This window comes from Neisseria sp. HMSC073G10 (assembly GCF_001812605.1).
In the GTDB taxonomy this organism is placed as follows: Bacteria; Pseudomonadota; Gammaproteobacteria; order Burkholderiales; family Neisseriaceae; genus Neisseria; species Neisseria subflava_A.
The window spans coordinates 252,080-274,982 of record NZ_KV809528.1; the positions used below are offsets into that span (position 1 = coordinate 252,080).

General features: G+C 52.5%; 24 protein-coding genes, 2 tRNA genes and 1 pseudogene. 14 read left to right on the forward strand and 13 right to left on the reverse strand.

The genetic code is table 11. The features are described from left to right. Positions 1–215 precede the first annotated feature (215 nt). The 6 genes and pseudogenes from mgtE to HMPREF2865_RS07170 all read left to right on the forward strand — a co-directional run bounded on the left by mgtE (position 216) and on the right by HMPREF2865_RS07170 (position 4,384). Complete coding sequence (gene mgtE, locus HMPREF2865_RS07150; RefSeq protein WP_070646555.1) at positions 216–1,673, forward strand: magnesium transporter; 1,458 nt, start codon at positions 216–218, stop codon at positions 1,671–1,673. Positions 1,674–1,774: 101 nt separating this feature from the next. Next, positions 1,775–1,918, forward strand: a pseudogene (locus HMPREF2865_RS12030) (FAD-dependent oxidoreductase); the annotation flags it as partial. A 67-nt stretch (positions 1,919–1,985) separates the two neighbouring features. After that, positions 1,986–2,444, forward strand: a complete 459-nt coding sequence (locus HMPREF2865_RS07155) for a methyltransferase family protein (protein ID WP_070646556.1) — start codon at positions 1,986–1,988, stop codon at positions 2,442–2,444. Positions 2,445–2,558: 114 nt separating this feature from the next. Next, positions 2,559–3,176 carry a thiamine phosphate synthase gene (gene thiE, locus HMPREF2865_RS07160; protein WP_070646557.1) on the forward strand — a complete coding sequence of 206 codons (618 nt, stop codon included), beginning with the start codon at positions 2,559–2,561 and terminating at the stop codon, positions 3,174–3,176. 106 nt (positions 3,177–3,282) lie between these two features. Further along, entirely contained in the window at positions 3,283–3,477 is a 195-nt protein-coding gene (thiS, locus tag HMPREF2865_RS07165; protein ID WP_070646558.1) for a sulfur carrier protein ThiS, read from the forward strand. A 118-nt stretch (positions 3,478–3,595) separates the two neighbouring features. Beyond that, entirely contained in the window at positions 3,596–4,384 is a 789-nt protein-coding gene (locus HMPREF2865_RS07170; RefSeq protein WP_070646559.1) for a thiazole synthase, read from the forward strand. A gap of 71 nt (positions 4,385–4,455) precedes the next feature. Here HMPREF2865_RS07170 and HMPREF2865_RS07175 read toward each other — a convergent pair whose 3' ends face one another. The 9 genes from HMPREF2865_RS07175 to HMPREF2865_RS07215 form a co-directional block, all read right to left on the reverse strand. Continuing rightward, complete coding sequence (locus HMPREF2865_RS07175) at positions 4,456–5,223, reverse strand: uracil-DNA glycosylase family protein (RefSeq protein ID WP_070646560.1); 768 nt, start codon at positions 5,221–5,223, stop codon at positions 4,456–4,458. Then, positions 5,217–5,660: a ribosomal protein S18-alanine N-acetyltransferase gene (rimI, locus tag HMPREF2865_RS07180; protein ID WP_070459676.1), complete on the reverse strand. Its 444-nt coding sequence runs from the start codon at positions 5,658–5,660 to the stop codon at positions 5,217–5,219. The genes HMPREF2865_RS07175 and rimI overlap by 7 nt, the downstream gene beginning before the upstream one ends. After that, positions 5,657–6,331, reverse strand: a complete 675-nt coding sequence (gene tsaB / locus HMPREF2865_RS07185) for a tRNA (adenosine(37)-N6)-threonylcarbamoyltransferase complex dimerization subunit type 1 TsaB (RefSeq protein WP_070459674.1) — start codon at positions 6,329–6,331, stop codon at positions 5,657–5,659. Before tsaB ends, rimI begins: the two co-directional genes overlap by 4 nt. Positions 6,332–6,493: 162 nt before the next feature. After that, positions 6,494–7,168, reverse strand: coding sequence for a glutathione S-transferase family protein (locus tag HMPREF2865_RS07190; RefSeq protein WP_070459670.1), 675 nt, complete (start codon positions 7,166–7,168; stop codon positions 6,494–6,496). Positions 7,169–7,176: 8 nt separating this feature from the next. Beyond that, on the reverse strand, positions 7,177–7,572 hold the full coding sequence (locus HMPREF2865_RS07195) for a DarG family dialkylresorcinol biosynthesis protein (protein ID WP_070459667.1): 396 nt from the start codon (positions 7,570–7,572) through the stop codon (positions 7,177–7,179). Continuing rightward, positions 7,573–8,739 carry a beta-ketoacyl-ACP synthase III gene (locus HMPREF2865_RS07200; protein ID WP_070646561.1) on the reverse strand — a complete coding sequence of 389 codons (1,167 nt, stop codon included), beginning with the start codon at positions 8,737–8,739 and terminating at the stop codon, positions 7,573–7,575. Between the two features lie 19 nt (positions 8,740–8,758). Further along, positions 8,759–9,061, reverse strand: coding sequence for a GNAT family N-acetyltransferase (locus tag HMPREF2865_RS07205; protein ID WP_283120652.1), 303 nt, complete (start codon positions 9,059–9,061; stop codon positions 8,759–8,761). Then, positions 9,039–9,947, reverse strand: a complete 909-nt coding sequence (locus HMPREF2865_RS07210; protein WP_070646562.1) for a dialkylrecorsinol condensing enzyme — start codon at positions 9,945–9,947, stop codon at positions 9,039–9,041. Before HMPREF2865_RS07210 ends, HMPREF2865_RS07205 begins: the two co-directional genes overlap by 23 nt. Before the next feature lie 308 nt (positions 9,948–10,255). Then, positions 10,256–10,331: transfer RNA gene (locus HMPREF2865_RS07215), tRNA-Phe, on the reverse strand. A 204-nt stretch (positions 10,332–10,535) separates the two neighbouring features. Here HMPREF2865_RS07215 and HMPREF2865_RS07220 point away from each other — a divergent pair. Next, positions 10,536–11,096: a hypothetical protein gene (locus tag HMPREF2865_RS07220; RefSeq protein WP_070646579.1), complete on the forward strand. Its 561-nt coding sequence runs from the start codon at positions 10,536–10,538 to the stop codon at positions 11,094–11,096. 47 nt (positions 11,097–11,143) lie between these two features. Here the strand turns inward: HMPREF2865_RS07220 and coaD are convergent, their stop codons facing one another. From coaD to HMPREF2865_RS07235, 3 genes are all read right to left on the reverse strand, one after another. Continuing rightward, a complete protein-coding gene (coaD, locus tag HMPREF2865_RS07225) occupies positions 11,144–11,656 on the reverse strand; it encodes a pantetheine-phosphate adenylyltransferase (RefSeq protein ID WP_070646563.1) in 513 nt (170 codons plus the stop codon). Between the two features lie 106 nt (positions 11,657–11,762). Then, positions 11,763–12,449: a Bax inhibitor-1 family protein gene (locus tag HMPREF2865_RS07230; protein WP_049336659.1), complete on the reverse strand. Its 687-nt coding sequence runs from the start codon at positions 12,447–12,449 to the stop codon at positions 11,763–11,765. Between the two features lie 164 nt (positions 12,450–12,613). Then, the gene (locus HMPREF2865_RS07235) at positions 12,614–12,889 is read right to left on the reverse strand and encodes an oxidative damage protection protein (protein ID WP_003682648.1); all 276 of its coding nucleotides are present in this window, start codon (positions 12,887–12,889) and stop codon (positions 12,614–12,616) included. Positions 12,890–13,017: 128 nt separating this feature from the next. Here HMPREF2865_RS07235 and glnE point away from each other — a divergent pair, with 128 nt between their 5' ends. Beyond that, complete coding sequence (glnE, locus tag HMPREF2865_RS07240) at positions 13,018–15,702, forward strand: bifunctional [glutamate--ammonia ligase]-adenylyl-L-tyrosine phosphorylase/[glutamate--ammonia-ligase] adenylyltransferase (RefSeq protein WP_070646564.1); 2,685 nt, start codon at positions 13,018–13,020, stop codon at positions 15,700–15,702. 161 nt (positions 15,703–15,863) lie between these two features. On the opposite strand, the gene HMPREF2865_RS07245 is transcribed toward glnE, so the two are convergent. Then, entirely contained in the window at positions 15,864–16,094 is a 231-nt protein-coding gene (locus HMPREF2865_RS07245; protein WP_283120653.1) for a cell division protein, read from the reverse strand. Positions 16,095–16,412: 318 nt separating this feature from the next. Between HMPREF2865_RS07245 and HMPREF2865_RS07250 the strand changes: the two genes are divergently transcribed. From HMPREF2865_RS07250 to HMPREF2865_RS07275, 6 genes are all read left to right on the forward strand, one after another. After that, positions 16,413–17,507 (forward strand): FAD-dependent oxidoreductase, encoded by a 1,095-nt coding sequence (locus HMPREF2865_RS07250; protein ID WP_070646565.1) that lies wholly within the window; start codon positions 16,413–16,415, stop codon positions 17,505–17,507. A 168-nt stretch (positions 17,508–17,675) separates the two neighbouring features. After that, positions 17,676–19,739, forward strand: a complete 2,064-nt coding sequence (gene glyS / locus HMPREF2865_RS07255) for a glycine--tRNA ligase subunit beta (protein WP_070646566.1) — start codon at positions 17,676–17,678, stop codon at positions 19,737–19,739. Between the two features lie 162 nt (positions 19,740–19,901). Further along, complete coding sequence (apbC, locus tag HMPREF2865_RS07260) at positions 19,902–20,981, forward strand: iron-sulfur cluster carrier protein ApbC (protein ID WP_070646567.1); 1,080 nt, start codon at positions 19,902–19,904, stop codon at positions 20,979–20,981. A gap of 57 nt (positions 20,982–21,038) precedes the next feature. Then, a tRNA-Lys gene (locus HMPREF2865_RS07265) sits at positions 21,039–21,114 on the forward strand. A 587-nt stretch (positions 21,115–21,701) separates the two neighbouring features. After that, positions 21,702–22,184 carry a hypothetical protein gene (locus tag HMPREF2865_RS07270; protein WP_070646568.1) on the forward strand — a complete coding sequence of 161 codons (483 nt, stop codon included), beginning with the start codon at positions 21,702–21,704 and terminating at the stop codon, positions 22,182–22,184. A 22-nt stretch (positions 22,185–22,206) separates the two neighbouring features. Further along, positions 22,207–22,903: hypothetical protein (locus tag HMPREF2865_RS07275; protein WP_210399356.1), on the forward strand; the 697-nt coding region annotated here is incomplete at its 3' end.

Consider the following 22,903-nt stretch of genomic DNA (forward strand, 5'->3'; position numbering starts at 1 on the left):
AGGCCGTCTGAAACTTAAATTTCAGACGGCCTTTCCCGTTAAAAATGGTAAAACGGCCTAAAAAAGAGTAGAATATGCACCGTTTACAACTCTGCGCCTCTCAGCAGGCTCGAATTATGGACCTTCCCAGTTCGCCTTTGAACTTCCCATCTGATACACAACAACAATAATCATCCCGCCGAAATGCCTTCCCGCGTCCGGCGGGCGGAGCATTTATGAGCATCGAACAAACCCCTCCGAATCTCGACAATATCCCCGACAATGATGTGGTAGAAGACCGCATTTCTGACGATATCGACCGCATCCACGCCTTATGCGAAATCCTCGAGCCGTCCTTTGAACAAATCGAAGCAGGCATGCCGATTGAAGACGAAAGCCTGCGCGATAAGTTTACCGAGCTGACCGTCCTCTTGGCCGAGTTGCACCCTGCCGACGTGGCCGCCGTCTTGGAATCCCTGCCGCCGCGCGAGCGTAACATCGTTTGGCTTTTGGTCGCCCCTGAAGACGACGGCGAAGTCTTGCTGGAAGTATCCGACTCCGTACGCGAAATGCTGATCGAGTCCATGGACAAAGACGAGCTGTTGGCCGCTGTCGATGATTTGGACGCAGACGAATTGGCAGAACTGGCAGACGACTTGCCGCACCAAGTGGTGTACGAAGCGCTGCAAACGCGTGATGAAGAAGAGCGCGAGCAGGTCAAAGCGGCGATGTCTTACGAAGACAACCAAGTCGGTGCGATTATGGACTTTGAATTGGTCAGCATCCGCGCCGATGTGACGTGTGAGGTCGTGTTACGCTACTTGCGCCGTTTCGACAGTCTGCCCGACCATACCGACAAGATTTTCGTGGTCGATGAAAACGACGTGTTGCAAGGCGTACTGCCCATCCGCAAACTCTTGGTCGCCGATCCCGAAGACATGGTGGCAGACGTGATGGCCACCGATGTCGTGCGCTTCCGTCCCGAAGACGACGTGGAAGAAGCGGCGCAGGCGTTTGAACGTTATGACTTGGTAACTGCGCCGGTTGTTGATGAAAACAAAAAGCTGATCGGCAGGATCACCATTGACGAAATGGTGGACGTAATCCGTGAAGAATCCGAAGCCGACATGTTGAACATGGCCGGTTTGCAAGAAGAAGAGGACTTGTTTGCCCCGATTTTAGACTCGGTGAAAAACCGCTGGATGTGGCTCGCCATCAACCTGTGTACCGCCTTTATCGCCAGCCGCGTGATTGGCGCATTTGAAGGCAGTATCGAGAAAATCGTCGCACTGGCAGCGTTGATGCCCATCGTCGCCGGCATCGGCGGCAACTCCGGCAACCAAACCATCACCATGATCGTCCGCGCCATGGCAATGGGACAAATGACCAGCACGCAGGCAGGCCGCCTGCTGAAAAAAGAAGTCGGCGTCGCCCTCGTCAACGGCATTATTTGGGGCACCGTGATGGGCGTGATTTCATGGCTGCTCTACGGCAACATCGGCATCGGTTTGGTCATGGTGGCCGCGATGACCTTGAACCTTTTGCTTGCCGCGACCGTCGGCGTCCTTATCCCCGTTATGATGGACAAAGCCGGACGCGACCCGGCATTGGGCAGTTCGGTGCTGATTACCGCGGTCACCGACTCCGGCGGCTTCCTGATTTTCTTGGGATTGGCAACCATATTCCTGTTGTAATAGGAAAAAAGGACGTGTTCGACACGTCCTTTTTCAAACCGTTTAAAAGGCCGAGACCTTTGCAAAAAAGCCCTTCCCCCCCAATAGCCGAAACCTAAACACAGATTTTCGGCTGTTTCCGCCACGGTTTCATGATTTCCCCTGCCGTAACCGCCGCCGCCGTCAGATTGGCAGTGGCACTGTTTGACGGAAAAGACGCGCCCGAACGTGATGAAGAAAGCGGTTTGGCGTATATTGGAAAATAAGCTTGAGGTAAAATAAGCTTTAGTTCGTCTGAAAACGCTGCGCTATCAGTTTTATAAAGGTAACAATATGAATTTAGAAACCAAAATTCCGCCGCCGGCGATATGTTTTATTTGTGCGTTGTTGATGTACATCTCTACCCAAGTGTCGGCGTTAGCCGACATATTGCCGCGCTTTCCTATATTGCTGTCGGTTGTTTTCATGGTGTTTGGGACTCTGTTGAGCGTATTAGGTGTGTGGGCGTTTCGCCGTGTGCGCACAACCGTCAGCCCGCTCAACCCCGAACAAACCGAACACTTCGTTTCAGACGGCGTGTACCGTTTCAGCCGCAACCCGATGTATGCGGGTCTGGGCTGCTGGCTGGTCGCATGGGCGGGCTATTTGGCGCACCCGCTGCCGTGGTTGTTTTTGGCTGCATTTGTTGCCTATATGACGTGGTTTCAAATCATGCCCGAAGAACGCGTTTTGGCGCAGAAATTCGGCGCAGAGTACGAGTCTTATTGTCGGCGCGTCCGCCGTTGGTTATAAAAGCGAAAGCTTCCCATCAAGTATCGCCCCTCTTCTGCTCTACGGCATGAATGCGAATACTCGATGTTTTTAGACAACCTTTATCGCTCCGTAAGAAATGAAAAAGGACACCCCATGACCTTCCCGCCCCTAAAATCCCCGCTCAAATTCTACGCCGTCGTTCCCACCGCCGATTGGGTGGAGCGCATGGTCAAAGCAGGTGCCGACACGGTGCAACTGCGTTGTAAAACCTTGCATGGCGACGAGTTGAAACGCGAAATCGAACGTTGCGTCGCAGCCTGTCAAAACAGCGCGACCCAGCTTTTCATCAACGACCACTGGCGCGAAGCGATTGCCGCAGGTGCATACGGTGTACATCTCGGGCAGGAAGATATGGACACCGCCGACCTCGCCGCGATTGAAGCTGCCGGTTTGCGCTTGGGTTTGAGTACGCACTCCGTCGCCGAACTCGACCGCGCTTTGTCTGTACACCCCAGCTACGTTGCCAGCGGCGCGATTTTCCCGACCACGACCAAGCAAATGCCCACCGCCCCGCAAGGCTTGGACAAACTGCGTGAATACGTCAGACAGGCACGCGGCACACCCGTCGTTGCCATCGGCGGCATCGATTTGAACAACGCCGAAGCCGTACTCGCCACCGGAGTTTCCTCACTCGCCGTCGTCCGCGCCGTGACCGAAGCGGAAACTCCCGAAGCGGTGGTTAAAGCGTTTCAGGCTTTGTGGAATGAATAAGGCCGTCTGAAAACCTAATTTCAGACGGCCTGCGAAAGCGAAAAAGATTCAATTTACCGTGCAGGCAAAACTTAGCTCGCTATAAACACCGAAATATCGAGAAACCATGAACATCATCTTAAACGGCGAACGCGCCGAACTTCACGGCACAACCGTTGCCGACCTTATCGCCCAAACCGCGCCGCAAAAACCGTTTGCCGTTGCCGTCAATACCCATTTTGTCGCCAAAGGCGCGTATGCGGAAACGCTGTTGAACGAAAACGATAAAGTGGACATTGTACGCCCCGTAGTCGGCGGATAAGTGATTTGCAATCAGCAGGTCGGGTATTTGCACCCGACTTTTGCCTGTCTGAATATCGGGCAGGGTTGCCCGATTGCCTTATGCTTAAAATCTAAAAAACAATACAAAGGAATCCATCATGTTTACCCTATATGGAGAAACTTTCCCTTCACGGCTGCTGCTCGGTACGGCTGCTTATCCGACGCCGGAAATCCTCAAGCAGTCTGTCCAAATCGCGCAACCGGCGATGATTACCGTTTCGTTGCGTCGTTCCGGCAGCGGCGGCGAAGCGCACGGGCAGGGCTTTTGGTCGTTGTTGGAAGAAATGGGCGTGCCTGTGTTGCCCAATACCGCAGGCTGTCAAAGTGTGCAGGAAGCCGTAACCACTGCGCAAATGGCACGCGAAGTGTTTGATACCGATTGGATCAAGCTCGAACTTATCGGCGATGATGACACGTTGCAGCCCGACGTGTTCCAGCTCGTCGAAGCGGCGGAAATCCTGATTAAAGACGGCTTCAAAGTACTGCCTTATTGCACCGAAGATTTGGTTGCCTGCCGCCGCCTGCTCGACGCAGGCTGTCAGGCGTTGATGCCATGGGCGGCGCCGATTGGCACAGGTTTGGGCGCAGTTCATGCTTATGCGCTGAAAGTTCTGCGCGAACGCCTGCCCGACACGCCGCTGATTATCGACGCAGGCTTGGGTTTGCCTTCACAGGCGGCGCAAGTGATGGAATGGGGTTTTGACGGCGTGCTGCTGAATACCGCCGTTTCCCGTAGCGGCGATCCGGTCAATATGGCACGCGCTTTTGCGCTTGCGGTCGAGTCGGGCCGTCTGGCTTATGAGGCGGAACCTGTGGAGGCGCGTGAGAAAGCGCGCGCCAGTACGCCGACGGTGGGCCAGCCTTTCTGGCATTCGGCGGAATATTGATAAATGTTAGGGCGTGTCGAACACGCCCTTTTTTGTTGCTGGAAAACCTGATTTCAGATTGAACAGAATGTTCAGACGGCCTTGGCCAAAAGCTGTTTCAATGGCTTTAAGATTTGCCATGCCTGCGCTTTGAGTTGCGGCTGCATCAGCAGGCGGGCGGGGTGGGGAATGACGAAATGCGGTCGCTCTGCGCACAATTCGTTCATCAGTCCAATCATGTCGGGGCTGTCGAAGATTTTGCCGAGAAACAATACTGCGCGCGCTTGCGAAGCGGTCAGCTCGTTTTGCATTTCGGCAAGTTCGGCGCGGATGTGTTCGGCATCGGGCAGGGCGGTAAATACGGGCGCGGTTTTGACCCATGCGGTTTTGTGCGCCCGCTCGGGCTTGAGGCCGATGGTGGCGAGGATGTTGTCGAGAAGCGTGCCGACGTCGCCGCTAAACAGCGTACCGTGCAGGCTGTCTTCGGTGGACGGGCAAATGCTGACCACCATGATTTCAGACGGCCTGATGGTTACGTCAAGACGGGGCAGATTGTCTGAATGCGCGGCTTTTTCTGTTTTTGCCGGTGTTTCGACAATGGCTTTGGGTGCCGCTTCGGGAGCGCGGACAGCAGGTTTGGCCGTTTGCGCAATGGCAATGGCGGCCGTGCGCGCCTGATGGGCACCTGCGGATAAAGTGCGCACGGCTTGCGCGGTATCGGCAGCAATGGTTTTGGGGCGGACGGGCGCGGCTGATGGTGCGGCTTGAGGCGCGGCATGGATGATTTTGGCGTTTCGGTTCAGCCACATCGGGCCCAAGCCCAAGGCTTCGTGCAGGTGCAGGTAGCGGCTGCTTAACATGATTTCTCCATCAATACGGCATCTTCGCTGCCACCGTCGGGCAGGGCGTAGTAGTTTTTGCGGCGGCCGCAGGTTTGGAAGCCGTGTTTGCGGTAGAGCTGTTGCGCGGTTTCATTGCTTGCGCGGACTTCGAGCAGCAATCGGGTTGCGCCTTGCTGTTGCACTGCGTTTTGCCAGTGTTGCAGCAGGGCGGACGCAATGCCTTGGCGGCGGTATTCGGGCGCGACGGCAATCAAATGTAGCTCGGATTCGTCAAATACGGTTTGCCACACGATAAAGCCGGTAATTTGGTTGTCTGCCTGTCTGAGCCAAATGCTGTCGGGATGGTGTTGAACAGCTGATTCAAACTGCTTCACCGTCCACGACGAAGGATTGCCTTGTGCGTCGATGGCGGCAAGGGTGGGGCAGTCGGCAAGTACGGCTGGACGCAGGTTCACGGTTTGGCCTTTTGTTGGGCTTGCTCTTGCGCGGTCAGGGCAATTTTGTTGCGGACGTAGAGCAGCTCGGCGTGTGCCGCGTCAGTAGCAACATAGCGGCCGCTGCGGGCAAGTTTAAGATAGTCGGTGGCGGTCGGCATATCGGCTTGACCGTCAAAAGGCGGTTTGTCGGCGAGGGCAAAGGCGTTACCGATGCCGCCGCTAGGCGTTTTGCCTTCGGGCGCGGTAATGGTGGCGGCTTTGCCAACTGTGTAATCGCTCAAGCGGACATGGTTTTGCGTATCAAACCATGCGTAGAACACTTCGCCCATGCGTGCATCGGTGGCCGCCAGTACGCAGCTTGATGGCGGCAGCAGCGAAGCGGCGGCATCGAGGCAGGGAATGCCGATCATGGGCGTGTCAAACGGCGTGGCCAAACCTTGTGCAACCGCCGCGCCGATACGCAGGCCGGTAAATGCGCCGGGGCCTTGTGCATAGACGATGTAGCCCAAATCGGCGGCAGTGATGCCTGCTTCTTTAAAGAGGCGCTCGATTTGCGGCAGGATTTGTTCGGATTGCTTGGTGCCGACATTTTCGTGAAACAGGCGGATTTCGCCTTGATGTTCCAATGCGATGGACAGAAAGGATGTGCTGGTGTCGATGGCAAGAGTCGGGCGGTTGTCGGTTGGCATGGTGTTATTTTTTAGAAGGATATGGGTTGCCATTATAGTGGAACGGCGAGAGGGAACAAAGCACTCGGGCGGCGCTTGGGTAAAAATGCCGTTTGCTGCAAAGCTATTCGATAAGTGAACCAAGATTTCAGGCCGTCTGAAAATATTTCAGACGGCCTTGTTTTATTGGTCAAGTTTCAATAAAGGCGAACCTGCTTTTTCAACGGCACGGCGGTAGGCTTCATGCGCTTCGATGAGTTGCAAATAAGCGCGGATATTGGGGTAGTCGGCAAAATCGAAGCGGTCGGCTGCGGCTTGCAGCGGATAACTCATCATGATGTCGGCACCGCTGAGGCTGTTGCCGACCAACCATTCGCGGTTTTCCAACTCGCTGTCGATGTGGGAAAGATGCAGCGCGGCTTGCGGAAGGATAAAGCTGCTTTTGACGCTGCCGCTGATTTTGCGGGCAATCGGTTTGACGAAAAACGGCATGGGTGCGCTTTCAATCCGGCGGAACACCAGTCCGAGCAGCAATAACGGCATCAGCGAACCTTCGGCATAATGCAGCCAGCGTTGATATTGCCAGTATTCGCGGCTGCCGCGTTCGGGCATCAGATGGCCGTTGCCGTAGGTTTGAATCAGGTAGTCGGTAATCGCGCCGCTTTCCGCCAAGATAAAGCCGTCATCATCCAATAAAGGCGATTTGCCCAAGGGATGGATGGCTTTAAGTTCGTCAGGGGCGAGCAAAGTGTCGGGATGGCGGCGGTAGGTTTGCAGGCGGTAGGGCGTACCGAGGATTTCAAGCAGCCAAACAATGCGCAGGGCGCGGGATTGGTTGAGCGAATGCAGGGTAATCATGAGGGACTTTAAATATTGGTTTGTTTGAGGCCGTCTATGCTGATTTGGCAGGCATCGGCGTATTTTTGCAGGGTTTTGGCTGGTAGTTTGGCGAACACTTCGGGGCGGAAATGCCGACGAAGCTGCCATTTCCATACGCCTGCCGCCAGGGCCAAGCCGGTTTCATCATAACGGCAGCGGAACATATGGTAGTACAGCGGCGAGTATTCGCCTTTTTTGACGGCTTCGCGCGCGGCCTGCGTTTGGGCATCGAGTTCGAACACCGCCATTTCGGTGGCGTAGGCTTCGTCCTGCCAACCGTTGCTGGTGGCCGCTTCGTAGTGGCCGTCGCGGGTGCCGTAGATGACTTTGCGGTGGCCGTGGTAGCTGGCGCTGTTGTCTTGAGGAATGTCGTCAATCTTCATTCAGACGGCCTTTACTGCTTCCAAAAGCATGAAACATGTTGAAAAGCGTCCGCTTTCCGGAACGTAACACAGGATTTTTTGGCCGTGTTCGATGGGGAAAGTGCGCATAAATTCTTCAAGGATGATGTAAATCGAGGCCGAACCCGTATTGCCCTTGCTGTGCAGATTGGTAAACCATTTTTCCTGCGGAATGTCGAAGCCGATGTTTTTCAGGCCGTCTGAAAGGCGGTCGCGGAAAAAGCCGGAAGAGTAGTGGGGCAGGAACCAATCGATTTCTTCGGCACGGATGCCGTGTTTGGCGGCGATTTGGGAGAGGGGTTTTTCCACCGTATAGCGGACGATGTTTTCGTTCAGCAGTTTGACGTCCTGCTTGACCGCCATCAGGCTGTGGCGGCGGCCGTAATCGGCATCGGCGTGTTTCCAGCCTTCAAATACGCCGTCGCGGAATTCTGCGCCGGCATACATGCAGGGCGGCATTTCGTTGGCGTAGGAAAGCAGGTCTACCCAATGGATTTTCAGGCTGAGGCCGTCTGAATTGGGACGGTCGGACAGATACACCGCGCCTGCGCCGTCAGACAGCATCCAGCGCAAAAAGTCTTTTTCAAACCCGATTTCGGGGGAGGCGTTTTCCAGTTTTTTATGGTCGGTTTCACTTTGGAACACTTCGCCGCGCATGACCGCCGAGGCGTTTTCGGAAGCAACGGAAACCGCATGTGCGTGTTCGCCGGTGCGCACGGCGTTGTAGGCGTGTTTCATCGCCGCCATACCTGCCGCGCATACGCCTGCCATGCTGAACACTTCGCAAGGCGGCATATCCAGCAAGCCATGCACCATCACACCGTGTCCGGGCATGGTTTGGTCGGGATAGGAAGTGGCGCAGGCCAGGCTGCCGATGGCTTCTGCCGCAACGCCTTGGGCAAACAGGCCGTTGACTGCTTCGGCGGCCAACTCGGCATTGGTGTGCGTCGTACGGCGGCTTTCGGGGTCGATGGCGTAATGGCGCGATAAAATGCAGTTGGAACGCAAGATCATACGGCGCACGCGTGAAGGCACATCGCCTGCCATGCCGAGGACGGCTTCCATTTCGTCATTGCCGACGGGAGCATTGGGTAAAAAGGCAGAAACGCGGTTGAGATAAACGTCTTTGAGTGTGTTATTCGATGTCATGATGTGTTTGTCAAAATAATCAACCGATAAACCGCGCCGCGTAGTCGCAGCTTGCAGTCAACGGGATGTGATGTGTTTCGGCATATTCCATCAGCGCGTCCACCAGCAGTTTGGCAATGCCGCGATGACGGAAGTTGGGCGAGACCACGGTATGGTTTACGTCCCAGCCGCCGTTGTGTTCGGTATAGCTGATATAGCCTGCTTCCAAACCGTCAATGTCGATTTGAAAGCGACGGCGTTCGGGGTAGTGGATAACTTCGGGCATGATGGATTCCTGGTTTGAGGCCGTCTGAAACAGATTATCTGCCTGACGGTTGTTCATAATAATCCGCCAGCTTTTTCAGACGGCCTTTGAGCAGCGGATGCAGCAGTTTTTTCAAAATTACACTGATGGGTAAAACCACCAAAATCATCGCCAATAAAAAGACGATGTAGAAGCACAGCAGCGCACGGCGCAAAAGCGGAGAAATACGGCCTGCCGCAATCAAAAGCTTGCCCCAGACGAAGAAGCTACGGCCGGCGGCACGTTCGCTGAAAATCAGTTTTTCATTGACTGTCACCGCGCCCATATTTTGAAACAGGGTTTCGTCCAAAGGCTGTTGGTTCAATAGTGTATCGCGCAATTTCGTACCAAACCGCGCCGCATCCGCCAATTCTTCTTCAGCAATGCCGGCAGAGGGCAGGGAGCGGAAATAGCGTTTGTCGCCGGTCAGCATCCATGCGGGCGTGGTAATGAAGCTTGCCGCGCTGTTGCAGTCATCGATTTTTACGATGTTTCCGATGAGTTTGGCGCCGTTTTGTTTCAGCAAAGATTTCATTTTTTCCTGCGCGCCCAGCCACATATTGCGGCAGCCGATAAGCGTGATGACCGGTTTGCCGTCCAGCAGGCGGCGCGTTTCTTCGCGTTGCAAAAAGGCGGTCATCGGTTGCGAAGGAGAGAGGAACCAAACAGTGTAGGCAATGACCACTACATCGTAATCTTCGGATGGGATTTGCGGCGGCAGAATCGGGGCGGGTTTTAAATGGACGGTTTCCGGAAAGGTATCGAAAAAATGCCAAAACGGCCATGGAAACGGAAATGCCTGCTCCGGTACGATATTGACGCAATCGACCTGTACGCCGGCTGTTTGCAACGGCGCGGCAAAATTTCGCGCCAGGCTGGAGAGCTGCCCCGTTTGCGAGTAATGCACAATCAGCACTTTTTTCATTATCTTCCCTGCAATGAGTAAGTTATGGTTGGTTTGGACGGTATTATATAGTAAACCGACCTGCCTTGAACTTTATTCATATTCAGTATGTTCGCGAAGGTTTCAGCCGGTTTGGATGGAAGCGCCGTATTCTGTCGGAATGGGGCGGTAAAGCGGATTTTTATGCCATGCCAACATAAACAACGGCCGTCTGAAAATTTTCAGACGGCCTTGTGTGGAAATCGGGACGCATGGTCTGGAACGGGATTTGCGCTAGGTATAGCGTACAAATTGTATAGACAAAAAAATAACCGCTTTAAGGCGGTTGGTGGTGGCCAGAGGCGGAATCGAACCGCCGACACACGGATTTTCAATCCGTTGCTCTACCAACTGAGCTATCTGGCCTTCGCGTGTTTCGTTGCGAGATGTGAATTAAACCAAATTTCGTTGCCTTGTGCAAGCGTTTGCAGGCTTTATTTTTGAGGTGGTAAATTAAGATTTTGTTTTGTATTGAATTATTTTTCGTTTTAATTGGCGGTTTTTAGGTTTGCCGGTTTGATTTTCAGACGGCCTAAGATACAATCGGTTTTTTTGCTTTGGATTTATGCCATGCTGTATGTGTTTGTTCGTGATATGTGGGATGTTTTGCGTTTGCGCTATCGTTCGCCGGAGACGTATTTGTATTCGCCTTTGGTGATGGCGGCGGTGTTGCTGCTGTTGGGTGTCGTGAACGCGGCCAGCATGTCGCCTTTGTTTGGCAGTGGCGCGGCGGCGGTGTGCCTGTCGGTGATTTTGGTGATTGTGAAATGGTTGGTGTTGAGTCGCTCGATGCGCAAGGTGCTGCATTATTACGGTGCGCCCCGGCTGCCTTTGTGGGGCTTTATTTTGGTGTCTGAGGCTTTGTTGCTGCCGCTGTTGCTGGTGTTGTATGTGCCGGCGTTGGCTGCGTTTGCGCTGCTGTGGCAGGCTTGGGTGTTTGTGGTGCAGGTGCGCGGTTTGATGTGGATGGGGAATGCGACGGTAGGCCGTGTTTTGGTGGGCTATGTGTTGTATGGTATCGGGGTGCTGTGTGTGGGTACGGTGATTCTGATGCTGTTTATTGCCGCCGGTTGGTTGGACATGGAAACGTTGAATCAAAACCTGCAGGCGTTGATGTCTGCCCGTCAATAATTAATGAAAATTGAAAGGCCGTCTGAAATGTTCGGACGGCCTTTGTTTTATGTGTTTGTTTCGTGGTCTTGCAGGATTTTTTGATAGACGGGGTCGGGGAGGTAGCGGCCTATCATGTCGCGCCAGCCTTGTGGGCCGACCAAGCCTTTGACCATGGTGGAGGATACTTCGGCTATTTCGCGCGGCGGCATTAGGAAGACGGTGGAGATTTCGGGGGCGATGTCGCTGTTGATGTAGCGCATCGAGCGTTCGTATTCGTAGTCGGCGGCGGAACGGATGCCGCGGACGATGAAATTGGCGTTGGCTTCGCGGGCGTAATCGACCAAAAAGCGGTTTTCAAACACGCTGATGCGGACGTTGGGGAAGGGGTGGGTAATGGCATCGAGCATGGCGCGGCGTTCTTCTATGGTGTAGGTGCTGCGCTTTTCGGGATTGGTGCCAATGGCGACGATGAGTTCGTCAAAGAGGGATTGGGCTTCCTGTATCATCCACAGGTGGCCGAGGGTGGGTGGGTCGAAGCTGCCTGCGTACACGGCACGGCGCAGAGTGGTCGTGGTCATTTTGGGTTGGAAAGAGGATTTGTGTACGTTCAGGATAGGGGAGTTTGTCGGTGATGTCAAAAATCAAAAAGGCCGTCTGAAATTTCAGACGGCCTTTGCGGCTTGATCAGTCGTCACCGCTAATAGAGATGAGGATTCTCAAGAGGCTGCTGAAAATGTTGTAGATGGAGATGAAGATGGTCAGCGCCGCGCTGATGTGGCTGTCTTCACCGCCGTCGATAACGGCACGCACCTGCCACATAATCATCAGGGAGCTGAAGACAACGAAGCCGGCCGCGATGGTCAGGCTCAGGGCAGGGATGTTGAGGAAGATGTTGGCCACAACGGCAATCATGAGCACGATGGCACCGGCGCCGAGGAAGCTGCCGAGTTTGTTCATGTTCATTGTGGTGCGGCGCGCCATGGCGGACATGGTGAAGAATACACCGGCGGTCATGGCGGCGGCCGTACCGACGATTTGCGCGCCGTTGTTAATCGCCAGGGCGTATTGCAACATAGGGCTGATGGCAAGGCCCATGCCGAAAGTGAAGATCATCAACAGGGCTACGCCGACGTTGCTGTAACGGTTTTTCTCGATCAGGAAGGTCATGCCGTAGAAGAAGCCGAAGAAGGCAGCCAGGGCAATCCAAGATGAACCGAACATGGAGAAAATGTTAAAGCCTGTTTTGGCGGAAAAGAATGCGCCGGCAACGGCAGGAATGAAAGACAGGCCGAGCAGGCGGTAGGTTTTTTGCAGGACGGTATTTTTGGCAACCGAGCCTTGCGAGGTATAGTCGTAAACGTCGTTTTGCATGGCGTTTGCTCCAGTATGAATTGAAAATGAATGAAATTTGGATTCTAACAGAGAATCATGGGTTTGTATGATTTATCTGTTCTATTTGCCTAATATGCGGGGCAATCGGGAATTTTAAAGGCCGTCTGAAAATCAGGTTTCAGACGGCCTTGGCTTTTCAATGCTTATTTAGGCTCTTGCGGAACGTAGCCTTGTACGGCATCTGCTCCGTCGCCGAAGAAGTATTGTTCCATCTGCTGGGCGAGGTATTCGCGTGCGCGCGGATCGGCAAGGCTTAGGCGGTTTTCGTTGATCAGCATGGTTTGGTGACGGGTCCATGCCATCCATGCTTCTTGGGAAACGTTTTCGAAGATGCGTTTGCCCAGTTCGTTGGGCAGCGGCGGAAATTTCATGCCTTCGGCTTCTTTGCCGAGTTTGACGCAGTGAACCATACGGGTCATGGCGGTTTCCTTATGTGGGGTTGCAAAGGTTGGTATTTTAGCCGATTGCACGGATAGGGGAAAGCGTGGGTTTCAGACGGCCTGAAACCTTGCTATGATGGTCTTTTCTGTTTATTCAGGCAAAGATTATGAACCGCCTCGACGCCGCCCGCCGTTATTCCCTTTTTCTCGCCCGTAATCTTGATTCAGGTAAACTCAAGCCCGAAATTTTCCTGCCCATGCTGGACAAGGTTTTGACCGAAGCTGATTTTCAAGCTTTTGCCGATTGGGACAAAATCCGTGCGGAAGAAAACGAGGAAGAATTAGCGCGGCAGTTGCGCGAGTTGCGCCGTTATGTCGTGTCGCAGATTATCGTGCGCGATATCAACCGCATCAGCGATTTGAACGAAGTAACCCGTACGATTACGCTGTTTGCCGATTTTGCTGTGAATACTGCGTTGGATTTTTCTTACGCCTATTATCAGGATATGTATGGTACGCCAATCGGGCGTTATACTAAATCGCCGCAGCATTTGAGCGTGGTGGCGATGGGTAAGGCAGGCGGCTATGAGCTGAACGTGTCTTCCGATATCGATTTAATTTTCATCTATCCCGAATCGGGCGATACCGACGGTAGGCGCGAACGGGGCAATCAGGAATTTTTCACCAAAGTCGGGCAGAAACTGATTGCGTTGTTGAACGACATTACCGCCGACGGGCAGGTGTTCCGCGTCGATATGCGGCTGCGGCCGGACGGCGATTCGGGCGCGCTGGTGTTGAGTGAAACCGCGCTGGAGCAATATCTGATTACACAGGGGCGCGAATGGGAGCGCTATGCGTGGTGCAAAGGCCGCGTGGTTACGCCGTATCCGAACGACATCAAATCGCTGGTGCGCCCCTTTGTGTTCCGAAAATATCTGGATTACAGCGCGTATGAGGCGATGCGCAACCTGCACCGCCAAATCCGCAGCGAAGTCAGCAAAAAAGGCATGGCAGACAACATCAAACTCGGCGCAGGCGGCATCCGTGAAGTCGAATTTATCGCCCAGATATTCCAGATGATACGCGGCGGACAAATGCGCACGCTGCAACTGAAAGGCACGCAGGAAACGCTGAAGAAGCTTGCCGAGCTGGGCATCATGCCGTCTGAAAACGTCGAAACCCTGCTGGCCGCCTACCGCTTCCTGCGCGACGTCGAACACCGCCTGCAATACTGGGACGACCAACAAACCCAAACCCTGCCCACCTCGCCCGAACAGCAGCAACTGCTCGCCGAAAGCATGGGTTTCGACAGCTATGCCGCTTTTTCAGACGGCCTCAATGTTCATCGGAACAAAGTCAATCAGTTGTTTAACGAAATTTTGAGCGAACCCGAAGAGCAAACGCAGGACAACAGCGAATGGCAATGGGCATGGCAGGACAAGCCCGACGAAGAAGAGCGGCAAGGTCGTCTGAAAGAACACGGGTTCGATGCCGAAACCATCGCCGTAAGGCTCGACCAAATCCGGCACGGTCATAAATACCGCCATCTTTCCGCACACGCCCAGCCGCGTTTCGACGCCATTGTGCCGCTGTTTGTACAGGCGGCGGCAGCGCAACCCAATCCGACCGATACGCTGATGCGGCTGTTTGACTTCCTCGAAAACATCAGCCGCCGTTCCGCCTATCTCGCCTTCCTCAACGAACATCCGCAAACCCTGGCGCAACTGGCAGAGATTATGAGCCAAAGCTCATGGGTGGCGGCATATCTGAGCAAATATCCGATTCTGCTGGACGAACTCATCAGCGCGCAGCTTTTAGATACCGCGTTCGACTGGCAAGCCCTTGCCGCCGCCCTTTCAGACGACCTCAAAGCCTGCGGCGGCGACACCGAAGCGCAAATGGACACACTGCGACATTTCCAACACGCCCAAGTCTTCCGCCTCGCCGTTCAAGATCTTGCCGGATTGTGGACGGTAGAATCACTTTCCGACCAGCTCTCCGCCCTTGCCGATACCATCCTCGCCGCCGCCGTGCCATGCGCGTGGGCAGATATGCCCAAAAAACACCGTGATACGCCGCAATTCGCCATCATCGGCTACGGCAAACTGGGCGGTAAAGAGCTCAGCTATTCCTCCGACCTCGACTTGGTCTATCTTTACGACGACCCGCATCCTGATGCAGGCGACGTTTACAGCCGCCTTGCCCGCCGCCTGACCAACTGGCTTTCCACCGCCACCGGCGCAGGCAGCCTCTACGAAACTGACCTGCGCCTGCGTCCTAATGGCGACGCTGGTTTCCTTGCGCACAGCATCTCCGCCTTTGAAAAATACCAGCGCGAAAACGCATGGACGTGGGAACACCAATCCCTTACCCGCGCCCGTTTTATCTGCGGCACGCCTGATGTTCAGACGGCCTTCGACCGTATCCGTACCGAAATGCTGACCGCCGAACGCGACCAAACCGTTTTAGCAGGCGAAATCATCGAAATGCGCGAAAAAATGTTCCCCACTCATCCGCCTGCCGACAGAAACGTCAAATACGCGCGCGGCGGCGTGGTCGACGTCGAATTTATCGTCCAATATCTCATCCTTGCCCATGCCCGCCAGTATCCGCAACTCTTGGACAACTACGGCAACATCGCCCTGTTGAACATCGCCGCCGACTGCGGTCTCATCGACAAAACCCTCGCCGAACAAAGCCGCACCGCCTACCGCTTCTACCGCCAGCAGCAACACAACACCAAACTGCGCGACGCCAAAAAAACCGAAGTAACGGACGAATTGCTGACCCACTACGGCAACGTGCGAAAACTATGGCAGGAAGTATTCGGGGCAGAAGTGAAGTTCGGATAAACAGGCGGGAGTATTCAGCATCAAAAGCCCTGTACAGCAACACAATTTACCGCCACAACAAACGAGCTTTAAAAGGCAAACTTTCGAACATAAAGAAAGCGCTGTTTTGTGAACCTATAAAAAAGGCCGTCTGAAATTTTTCAGACGGCCTTTTATGGTATTTATTCTTCTTCCTCTTCCGGTTCAGCCTCTGCCTCTGCAGGTTTCTCAAGGAAATTGCCTGCCAACCACAGTAAAGCGCCGCCGCCTGTAATGCCTGCTTTAATCCACATGGCGGTATCTTCACCCCATTCGTAAATCCAGGCCAAGACTTTGGGGACGGCGTTCATATAATTCAAACCGAATGCCAATACGCCGAGGATAAATAAAGTACTGCCCAAGCTTTTCATCATTATTCCTTATAAAATCAAATATATACATCAAAAAATTCAATAAATGCAGTAATGCCGAGTGAATAAATGTGTCAAGAAATGCCATTATATTCGGTTTTATGTAAAGAAGATATTTTTATCAAGGCTGATGGGCAATCTGAGGCGATGGGTAACTGCTTGCAGAGGGAGGGATTCCGTCTGTTTGTTTATAAGTTATCGGCTTGACCTGGGCAATCATGATATGCAAAAACTGTTCTCATTTTGTGTCGATATTGTGATAAAGCAAAACAAGTTTTAAAATATGCAGTTTATTTTCATATTAAAAACAAGGAGAAACTGATGTCTAAGGTTGCGGTACTCGGTGGCGGTCTGTCGGGCCGTCTGATGGCGTTCCAACTGGCAGAGCAGGGCATTTCGGTCAAGTTGTTTGAGAAAGGCGAACGCAACGGCGCGCAAGCCGCCGCTTATGTTGCCGCGGCCATGTTGGCGCCGTCTGCCGAGGCGGTGGAGGCAACGCCCGAAGTCATCCGTTTGGGCAAACAAAGCATCGCGCTTTGGCGTGCTATTGTCGGCCGTCTGAATACGCCGGTGATGATGCAGGAAAACGGCAGCCTGATTGTCTGGCACACGCAGGACAAGCCGCTTTCTGCCGAGTTTGCCCGTCATTTGAAGCGCGGCGGCGTGGCGGAACATGAAACCATACGCTGGAATGCCGATGAAATCGCGGCCAACGAACCACAACTGGCAGGGCGGTTTTCAGACGGCCTGTATCTGCCGACAGAAGGGCAGTTGGACGGACGGCAGGTATTGAATGCGCTTGCCGATGCTTTAGAATCAATGAATGTAGCGTGTCATTGGTCGTGCGAACGCGAAGTCGAAGATTTGGCGGCGCAATATGATTGGGTCATCGACTGCCGCGGTTATGGCGCAAAAGCAGCGTGGAACAGGCCGTCTGAAAGCGTTTTGCGCGGCGTTCGCGGCGAAGTGGCGCGCGTTTACGCACCCGAAATCGAGCTTTCCCGCCCCGTGCGCCTGCTGCATCCGCGCTATCCTTTGTATATCGCGCCGAAGGAAAACCATATTTTTGTGATTGGTGCGACCCAAATCGAAAGCGAAAGCCAAGCGCCGGCCAGCGTGCGTTCCGGTTTGGAACTTTTGTCCGCACTGTACGCCGTGCATCCGGCATTTGGCGAGGCGAACCTTTTGGAACTGGCCACCGGCCTGCGCCCGACTTTAAACCACCACAACCCCGAAATCCGCTTCAACCGCGAACGCCGCCTGATTGAAGTCAACGGCCTGTTCCGCCACGGTTTTATGATTTCTCCTGTCGTGACCGGTGCAGCCGTGCGTTTGGCCTGTACGCTGTTTGCCGGAAGTGACATTCCCGAATACGACGAAACCAGTGGTTTGCCGTATATCCGCGCCACAAATTGAAGACGTTGCGGACGAAGTTGCTTGAGAATCGGGCAAATTGTTTGTGAAAGACAGCCACAGGCCGTCTGAAAATGATAAAATCGCCGTCAATTCAATTAACCTTGCGTCTGAAAACCGCATGATGCCGTATTCAGACGCCAAACCAATTTCCTCTTTAACGATAAGCACATGACAACCCAAACCCTTTTAATCGAACTTCTCACTGAAGAACTCCCGCCAAAAGCCCTCAATAATCTGGGCAACCATTTTGCCGCTTCCGTTGCCGAAGGCTTGGAAAAAGCGCAACTGATTGACGGCGCAGCCGAATACACTGCCTACGCTTCTCCGCGCCGTTTGGCCGTTCAAGTCAAAAACGTGAAAGCCGTTCAAGCCGATCAAAAAATCGTGAAAAAAGGCCCGGCAGTGGCGAATGCCATGAAAGACGGTGCGCCGACTAAGGCTTTGGAAGGTTTTGCGCGCGGTGCGGGTGCGAAAATCGAAGACCTGACCATCATTAATGACGGCAAGCAAGACGTGTACGCCTACGAGTATGTTCAAACCGGCAAACCGCTGGGCGAGCTTTTGGAAGACATCATCAATGCCGCAGTGAAAAAACTGCCGATTCCTAAAGTCATGCGTTGGGGCAGCAGCACATTTACCTTTGTGCGCCCCGTCCACGGGCTGATCGTGCTGCACGGCGGCGACATCGTAAACGTCAGCGTTTTGGGTCTGCAAAGCGGCAACAAAACATTGGGTCACCGTTTCCTCTCCAGCGGCGAAATCGCCATTGAAAATGCCGACAGCTACGCCGTACAAATGCGCGAGCAAGGCAAAGTGGAAGCATCGTTTGCCGAACGCAAAGCCGCCATTCAGACGGCCTTGAACGAGCAGGCAGGCCGTCTGAACGCGACCGTTGCCGCCGATGAAGCCTTGTTGGACGAAGTGACCGCATTGGTCGAATGGCCTGTGGTATTGGAAGCCGGTTTTGAAGAACACTTCCTCGCCGTACCGCAAGAATGCTTGATTCTGACCATGCAGCAAAACCAAAAATACTTCCCGCTGCTCGATCAAAACGGCAAGTTGATGAACCGCTTCCTGCTGGTGTCCAATCTGCAAACCGAAGATCCGTCACACATCATCCAAGGCAACGAACGCGTTTTGCGCGCGCGCCTGTCTGATGCTGAGTTCTTCTACAAACAAGACCAAAAAGCGACTTTGGAAAGCCGCCTGCCGAAATTGTCCAGCGTGGTTTACCACAACAAAATCGGTTCGCAAGCCGAGCGCATCGAGCGTCTGCAAAGCATTGCCGCACATATTGCCAAAGCATTGGGCGCGGATGCCGCCGCAGCCGAGCGCGCCGCACGTTTGGCCAAAGCAGACTTGGTGACCGAAATGGTCGGCGAGTTCCCAGAATTGCAAGGCACCATGGGCAAATACTATGCCCGCTTGGACGGCGAAACCGAAGAAATCGCCGAAGCCATCGAGCAACACTACCAACCACGTTTTGCCGGCGACAACCTGCCGAACGGCAAAGTGGCAACCGCCGTTGCTTTGGCCGACAAACTGGAAACCTTGGTCGGCATTTGGGGCATCGGTCTGATTCCGACCGGCGACAAAGACCCATACGCCCTGCGCCGCTCCGCATTGGGTATTTTGCGTATGCTGATGCAGTACGGTTTGGACGTAAACGAACTGATTCAGACGGCCTTCAACAGCTTCCCGCAAGGTTTGCTCAACGAAAAAACGCCGTCTGAAACCGCCGACTTCATGCAGGCGCGTTTGGCCGTGTTGCTGCAAAACGATTATCCGCAAGACATCGTTGCCGCCGTATTGGCGAAACAGCCGCGCCGTTTGGACGACGTAGTGGCCAAACTGCAGGCCGTTGCCGCGTTCAAACAGTTGCCCGAAGCTGCCGCGCTCGCCGCTGCCAACAAACGCGTACAAAACCTGCTGAAAAAAGCCGATGCCGAGTTGGGCGCGGTTAACGAAAGCCTGCTGCAACAGGACGAAGAAAAAGCCTTGTACGCCGCTGCTCAAGGTTTGCAGCCGAAAATCTCTGCCGCTGTTGCCGAAGGCAATTTCCAAACTGCTTTGTCCGAGCTTGCTTCCGTCAAGCCGCAAGTCGATGCCTTCTTCGACGGCGTGATGGTAATGGCCGAAGATGCCGCCGTGAAACAAAACCGTTTGAACCTGCTGAACCGCTTGGCAGAACAAATGAACGCAGTTGCCGACATTGCGCTCTTGAGCGAATAAGGCCGCGTTTCAGTTGACCCTTTTTTCAGGCTGCCCGATGATTCAGGCAGCCTGAAGTTTTTCGGGCGTATCCCTTGCATGGCGTTCAAGGGTATAATTCGGCAGATTTGTCGCACGACAAATCGCGCACATAAACAATTTCCCACATTCAAGAGGCAGATTATGAATATCCCAGCCATCCGAACCGCACTCGATGCCGTGTTGATTCCCACCACAATACGCACTTTGGGCAGCGAAAAAGCCGTTTCGCTTCTGGAAGAGCATTCAGACGGCCTGCATATCGGCCTGAAATTCGCGTTCCCAGTTGCCCATATTGCCGCAGACATTGCCAACGCCGTTCAAGAAGCCGTCATTTCGCATACCGGCGATACCCACATTCACTTGAGTATCGATACCGAAATCGGTACGCATAAAGTTCAACCCGGCGTAGCAACCATCAAAGGCGTGAAAAACATCATCGCCGTTGCATCGGGCAAAGGCGGCGTCGGCAAATCAACGACCACAGCCAATCTTGCCACCGCAATGGCCAGAATGGGCGCGCGCGTCGGCGTACTCGATGCCGACCTGTACGGCCCAAGCCAGCCCACCATGCTCGGCGTACAAGACCGCAAACCCGATCAACAAAACAAAAAACTCATTCCCGTTGAAGCCGAAAGCGGCATTCAAGTGATGTCCATCGGTTTTCTGGTCGATACCGACCAAGCCGTCGTTTGGCGCGGCCCGATGGTCAGCCAAGCCTTACAACAGCTTATGTTCCAAAGCGAGTGGGACAATGTCGATTATCTCTTCATCGACCTGCCGCCCGGTACCGGCGATATCCAATTGACCCTGTCGCAAAAAATCCCCGTGACCGGCTCCGTTGTCGTTACCACGCCGCAAGACATCGCCCTGATTGATGCACGCAAAGCCGTGGATATGTTCAACAAAGTCAATATTCCGATTTTGGGCGTTTTAGAAAACATGTCTGTCCATATTTGCAACAACTGCGGCCATGCCGAAGCAATCTTCGGCGCAGAAGGCGGCAAAAACTTGGCAGAGCGTTTGAATGTACCGTTGCTCGGCCAACTTCCCTTGAGCTTGCCTGTACGCGAAGCCATGGACAGCGGCACATCTTCAGCCTTGTTTGAAAACAACCAAACCATCGCCGACATCTACACCGAAGCCGCATTCCAAATTGCGCTGGCCATTGCCGATAAAGGCAAAGACTTCAGCAGCCGCTTCCCGAAAATCGTCGTCGAATAAAAAGTTTAAAAAAGTGTTGACAGCTGTGTGACCCGTCTCTATAATGCACAGCTTATCGGGTCGTTAGCTCAGTCGGTAGAGCAGCGGACTTTTAATCCGTTGGTCGAGCGTTCGAATCGCTCACGACCCACCAAATATGAAAACCTGCTTTGAAAAAAGCAGGTTTTTTTACGTTTGGAGTTTAATCAAGGGATGGTTTTAGATGATGTTTCGCCAGTAATGAGGCTATCAGGAAATCATAGTTTATAGTTTTATGCTGTTGTTTTAAGAGAAATATTGGAAAATTGGATATTTAGATTTCAAGTCTATTGTAAAAGTTTCTTTACAATATAATCTTAATTATCTTTATAAAGATATTAATAATAAATAAGGTAATTATTTTTCTCAGTTAGTTGGATTTTCTTAAATTACATTAAATTTCAAATAATTATATTTTTTTTAATATATTAGTTAAATGTGTGAAATAAAGTTTGTTTACTAATGAAATTTTTTGTAAATGCTGATTAAATATAAAACCCAAGTTACTATTTATAAAGTTTTTATAAGCATGTTATTTTTATTACAAATGGTAGATATAATAATGGTATATGCGAGTTGCGTGATTGAAGGTTATGGTAAAGTAAAGCTGAAATTTTATGTTAAGTAATTTGCATATGATATCTAAAACAGAGGGTGGATTTATGTCCATTCTATTTAATTGCTTAATTGCGAGGAATGTAAATGATGCAACTTTTAAAACTGACGCTTGCAGCAGCCTTAGCTGTATCCGTACTGTCTGCCTGTACATTAAGTAACAACAGATGGTCAAACTTTGACAACCACTCATCTCAAATTAAACCGCAAGTAAATCAAGCCGGTTTGGTCTTCTATCGTGCCGATGCGGGTGCAAACCCAATCGCAGTCAATATCAAAGTTAATGGTGAATACCTGTCATCTCTCCAAGTAGGTGGTTTTGCAAAGACAGAAATTTGCGCGAAGCCTGCAACTTTGGAGGCCCAATACGTGGCAGCCAAACCTACAACAAAACTCAACGTAAATCTAACAGAACAATCGGTACATTATTACCAAATTGATGCAACAAATGTTTCAGTGCCTCAAATCAAAGAGGTTGATGCAGCAACAGCACAAGAAGCATTAAAGAAACTCAAGCATCAAGCCCACACAATTTCACGCATTAACGAAACAGCCTGCGCGGCCAACTAAACAAATTTAAAAGGGAAAATCCATGTCAAAGAATATCAGCGTAAAAATCAATAGTGGCAACGAAACTGTTGAAACCGTCAAATTGAATGCAGCGAATAAAAAAGTCATCATCAAAGCTCAACCAAATGTGAACTACGAATTGGTTGATGACAATACCCAGTACGCTCCTGAAACTATCGATACCAAACGCATTGGTAACGACCTTCACATTGCATTTGAAGGCACCGACATTAATCAAGAATCCGATTTGGTACTGGAAGGCTATTACGAGAGCAACAATACCGAATTACTTTTGGGTAAGGCAGAAAACGGACAATACTATGCCTATGTACCGCAAAGCGGTGTTGAAAGTGATGCAGTTACCTTATTGGCAGAAGAAGTATTTTCTCCACAGGCGTTAGGTGGTAATAGCGTAGCTACACCATTTTGGGCATTTAATCCTAATTGGCTGTGGGTTGCAGCTGGAGTGGTAGCAGTAGGCGGCATTATTGCTGCTGCAAATGATAGTGGAAAGGCATCTGGCGGCACAGACACGACTGCACCGGCTAAACCGACTGTTGAAGCGAAAGACAACGGCTCAGTGGAAGTGACTCCTCCTGCAGATGCGGATACCAAGTCTGTAGAAGTGAGATACACCGATGAAGCGGATACACCGAAAACTGCTACCTTAACTAAAGGTGAAAATGGCAACTGGACTTCAAACAACCCAGATGTTGCGG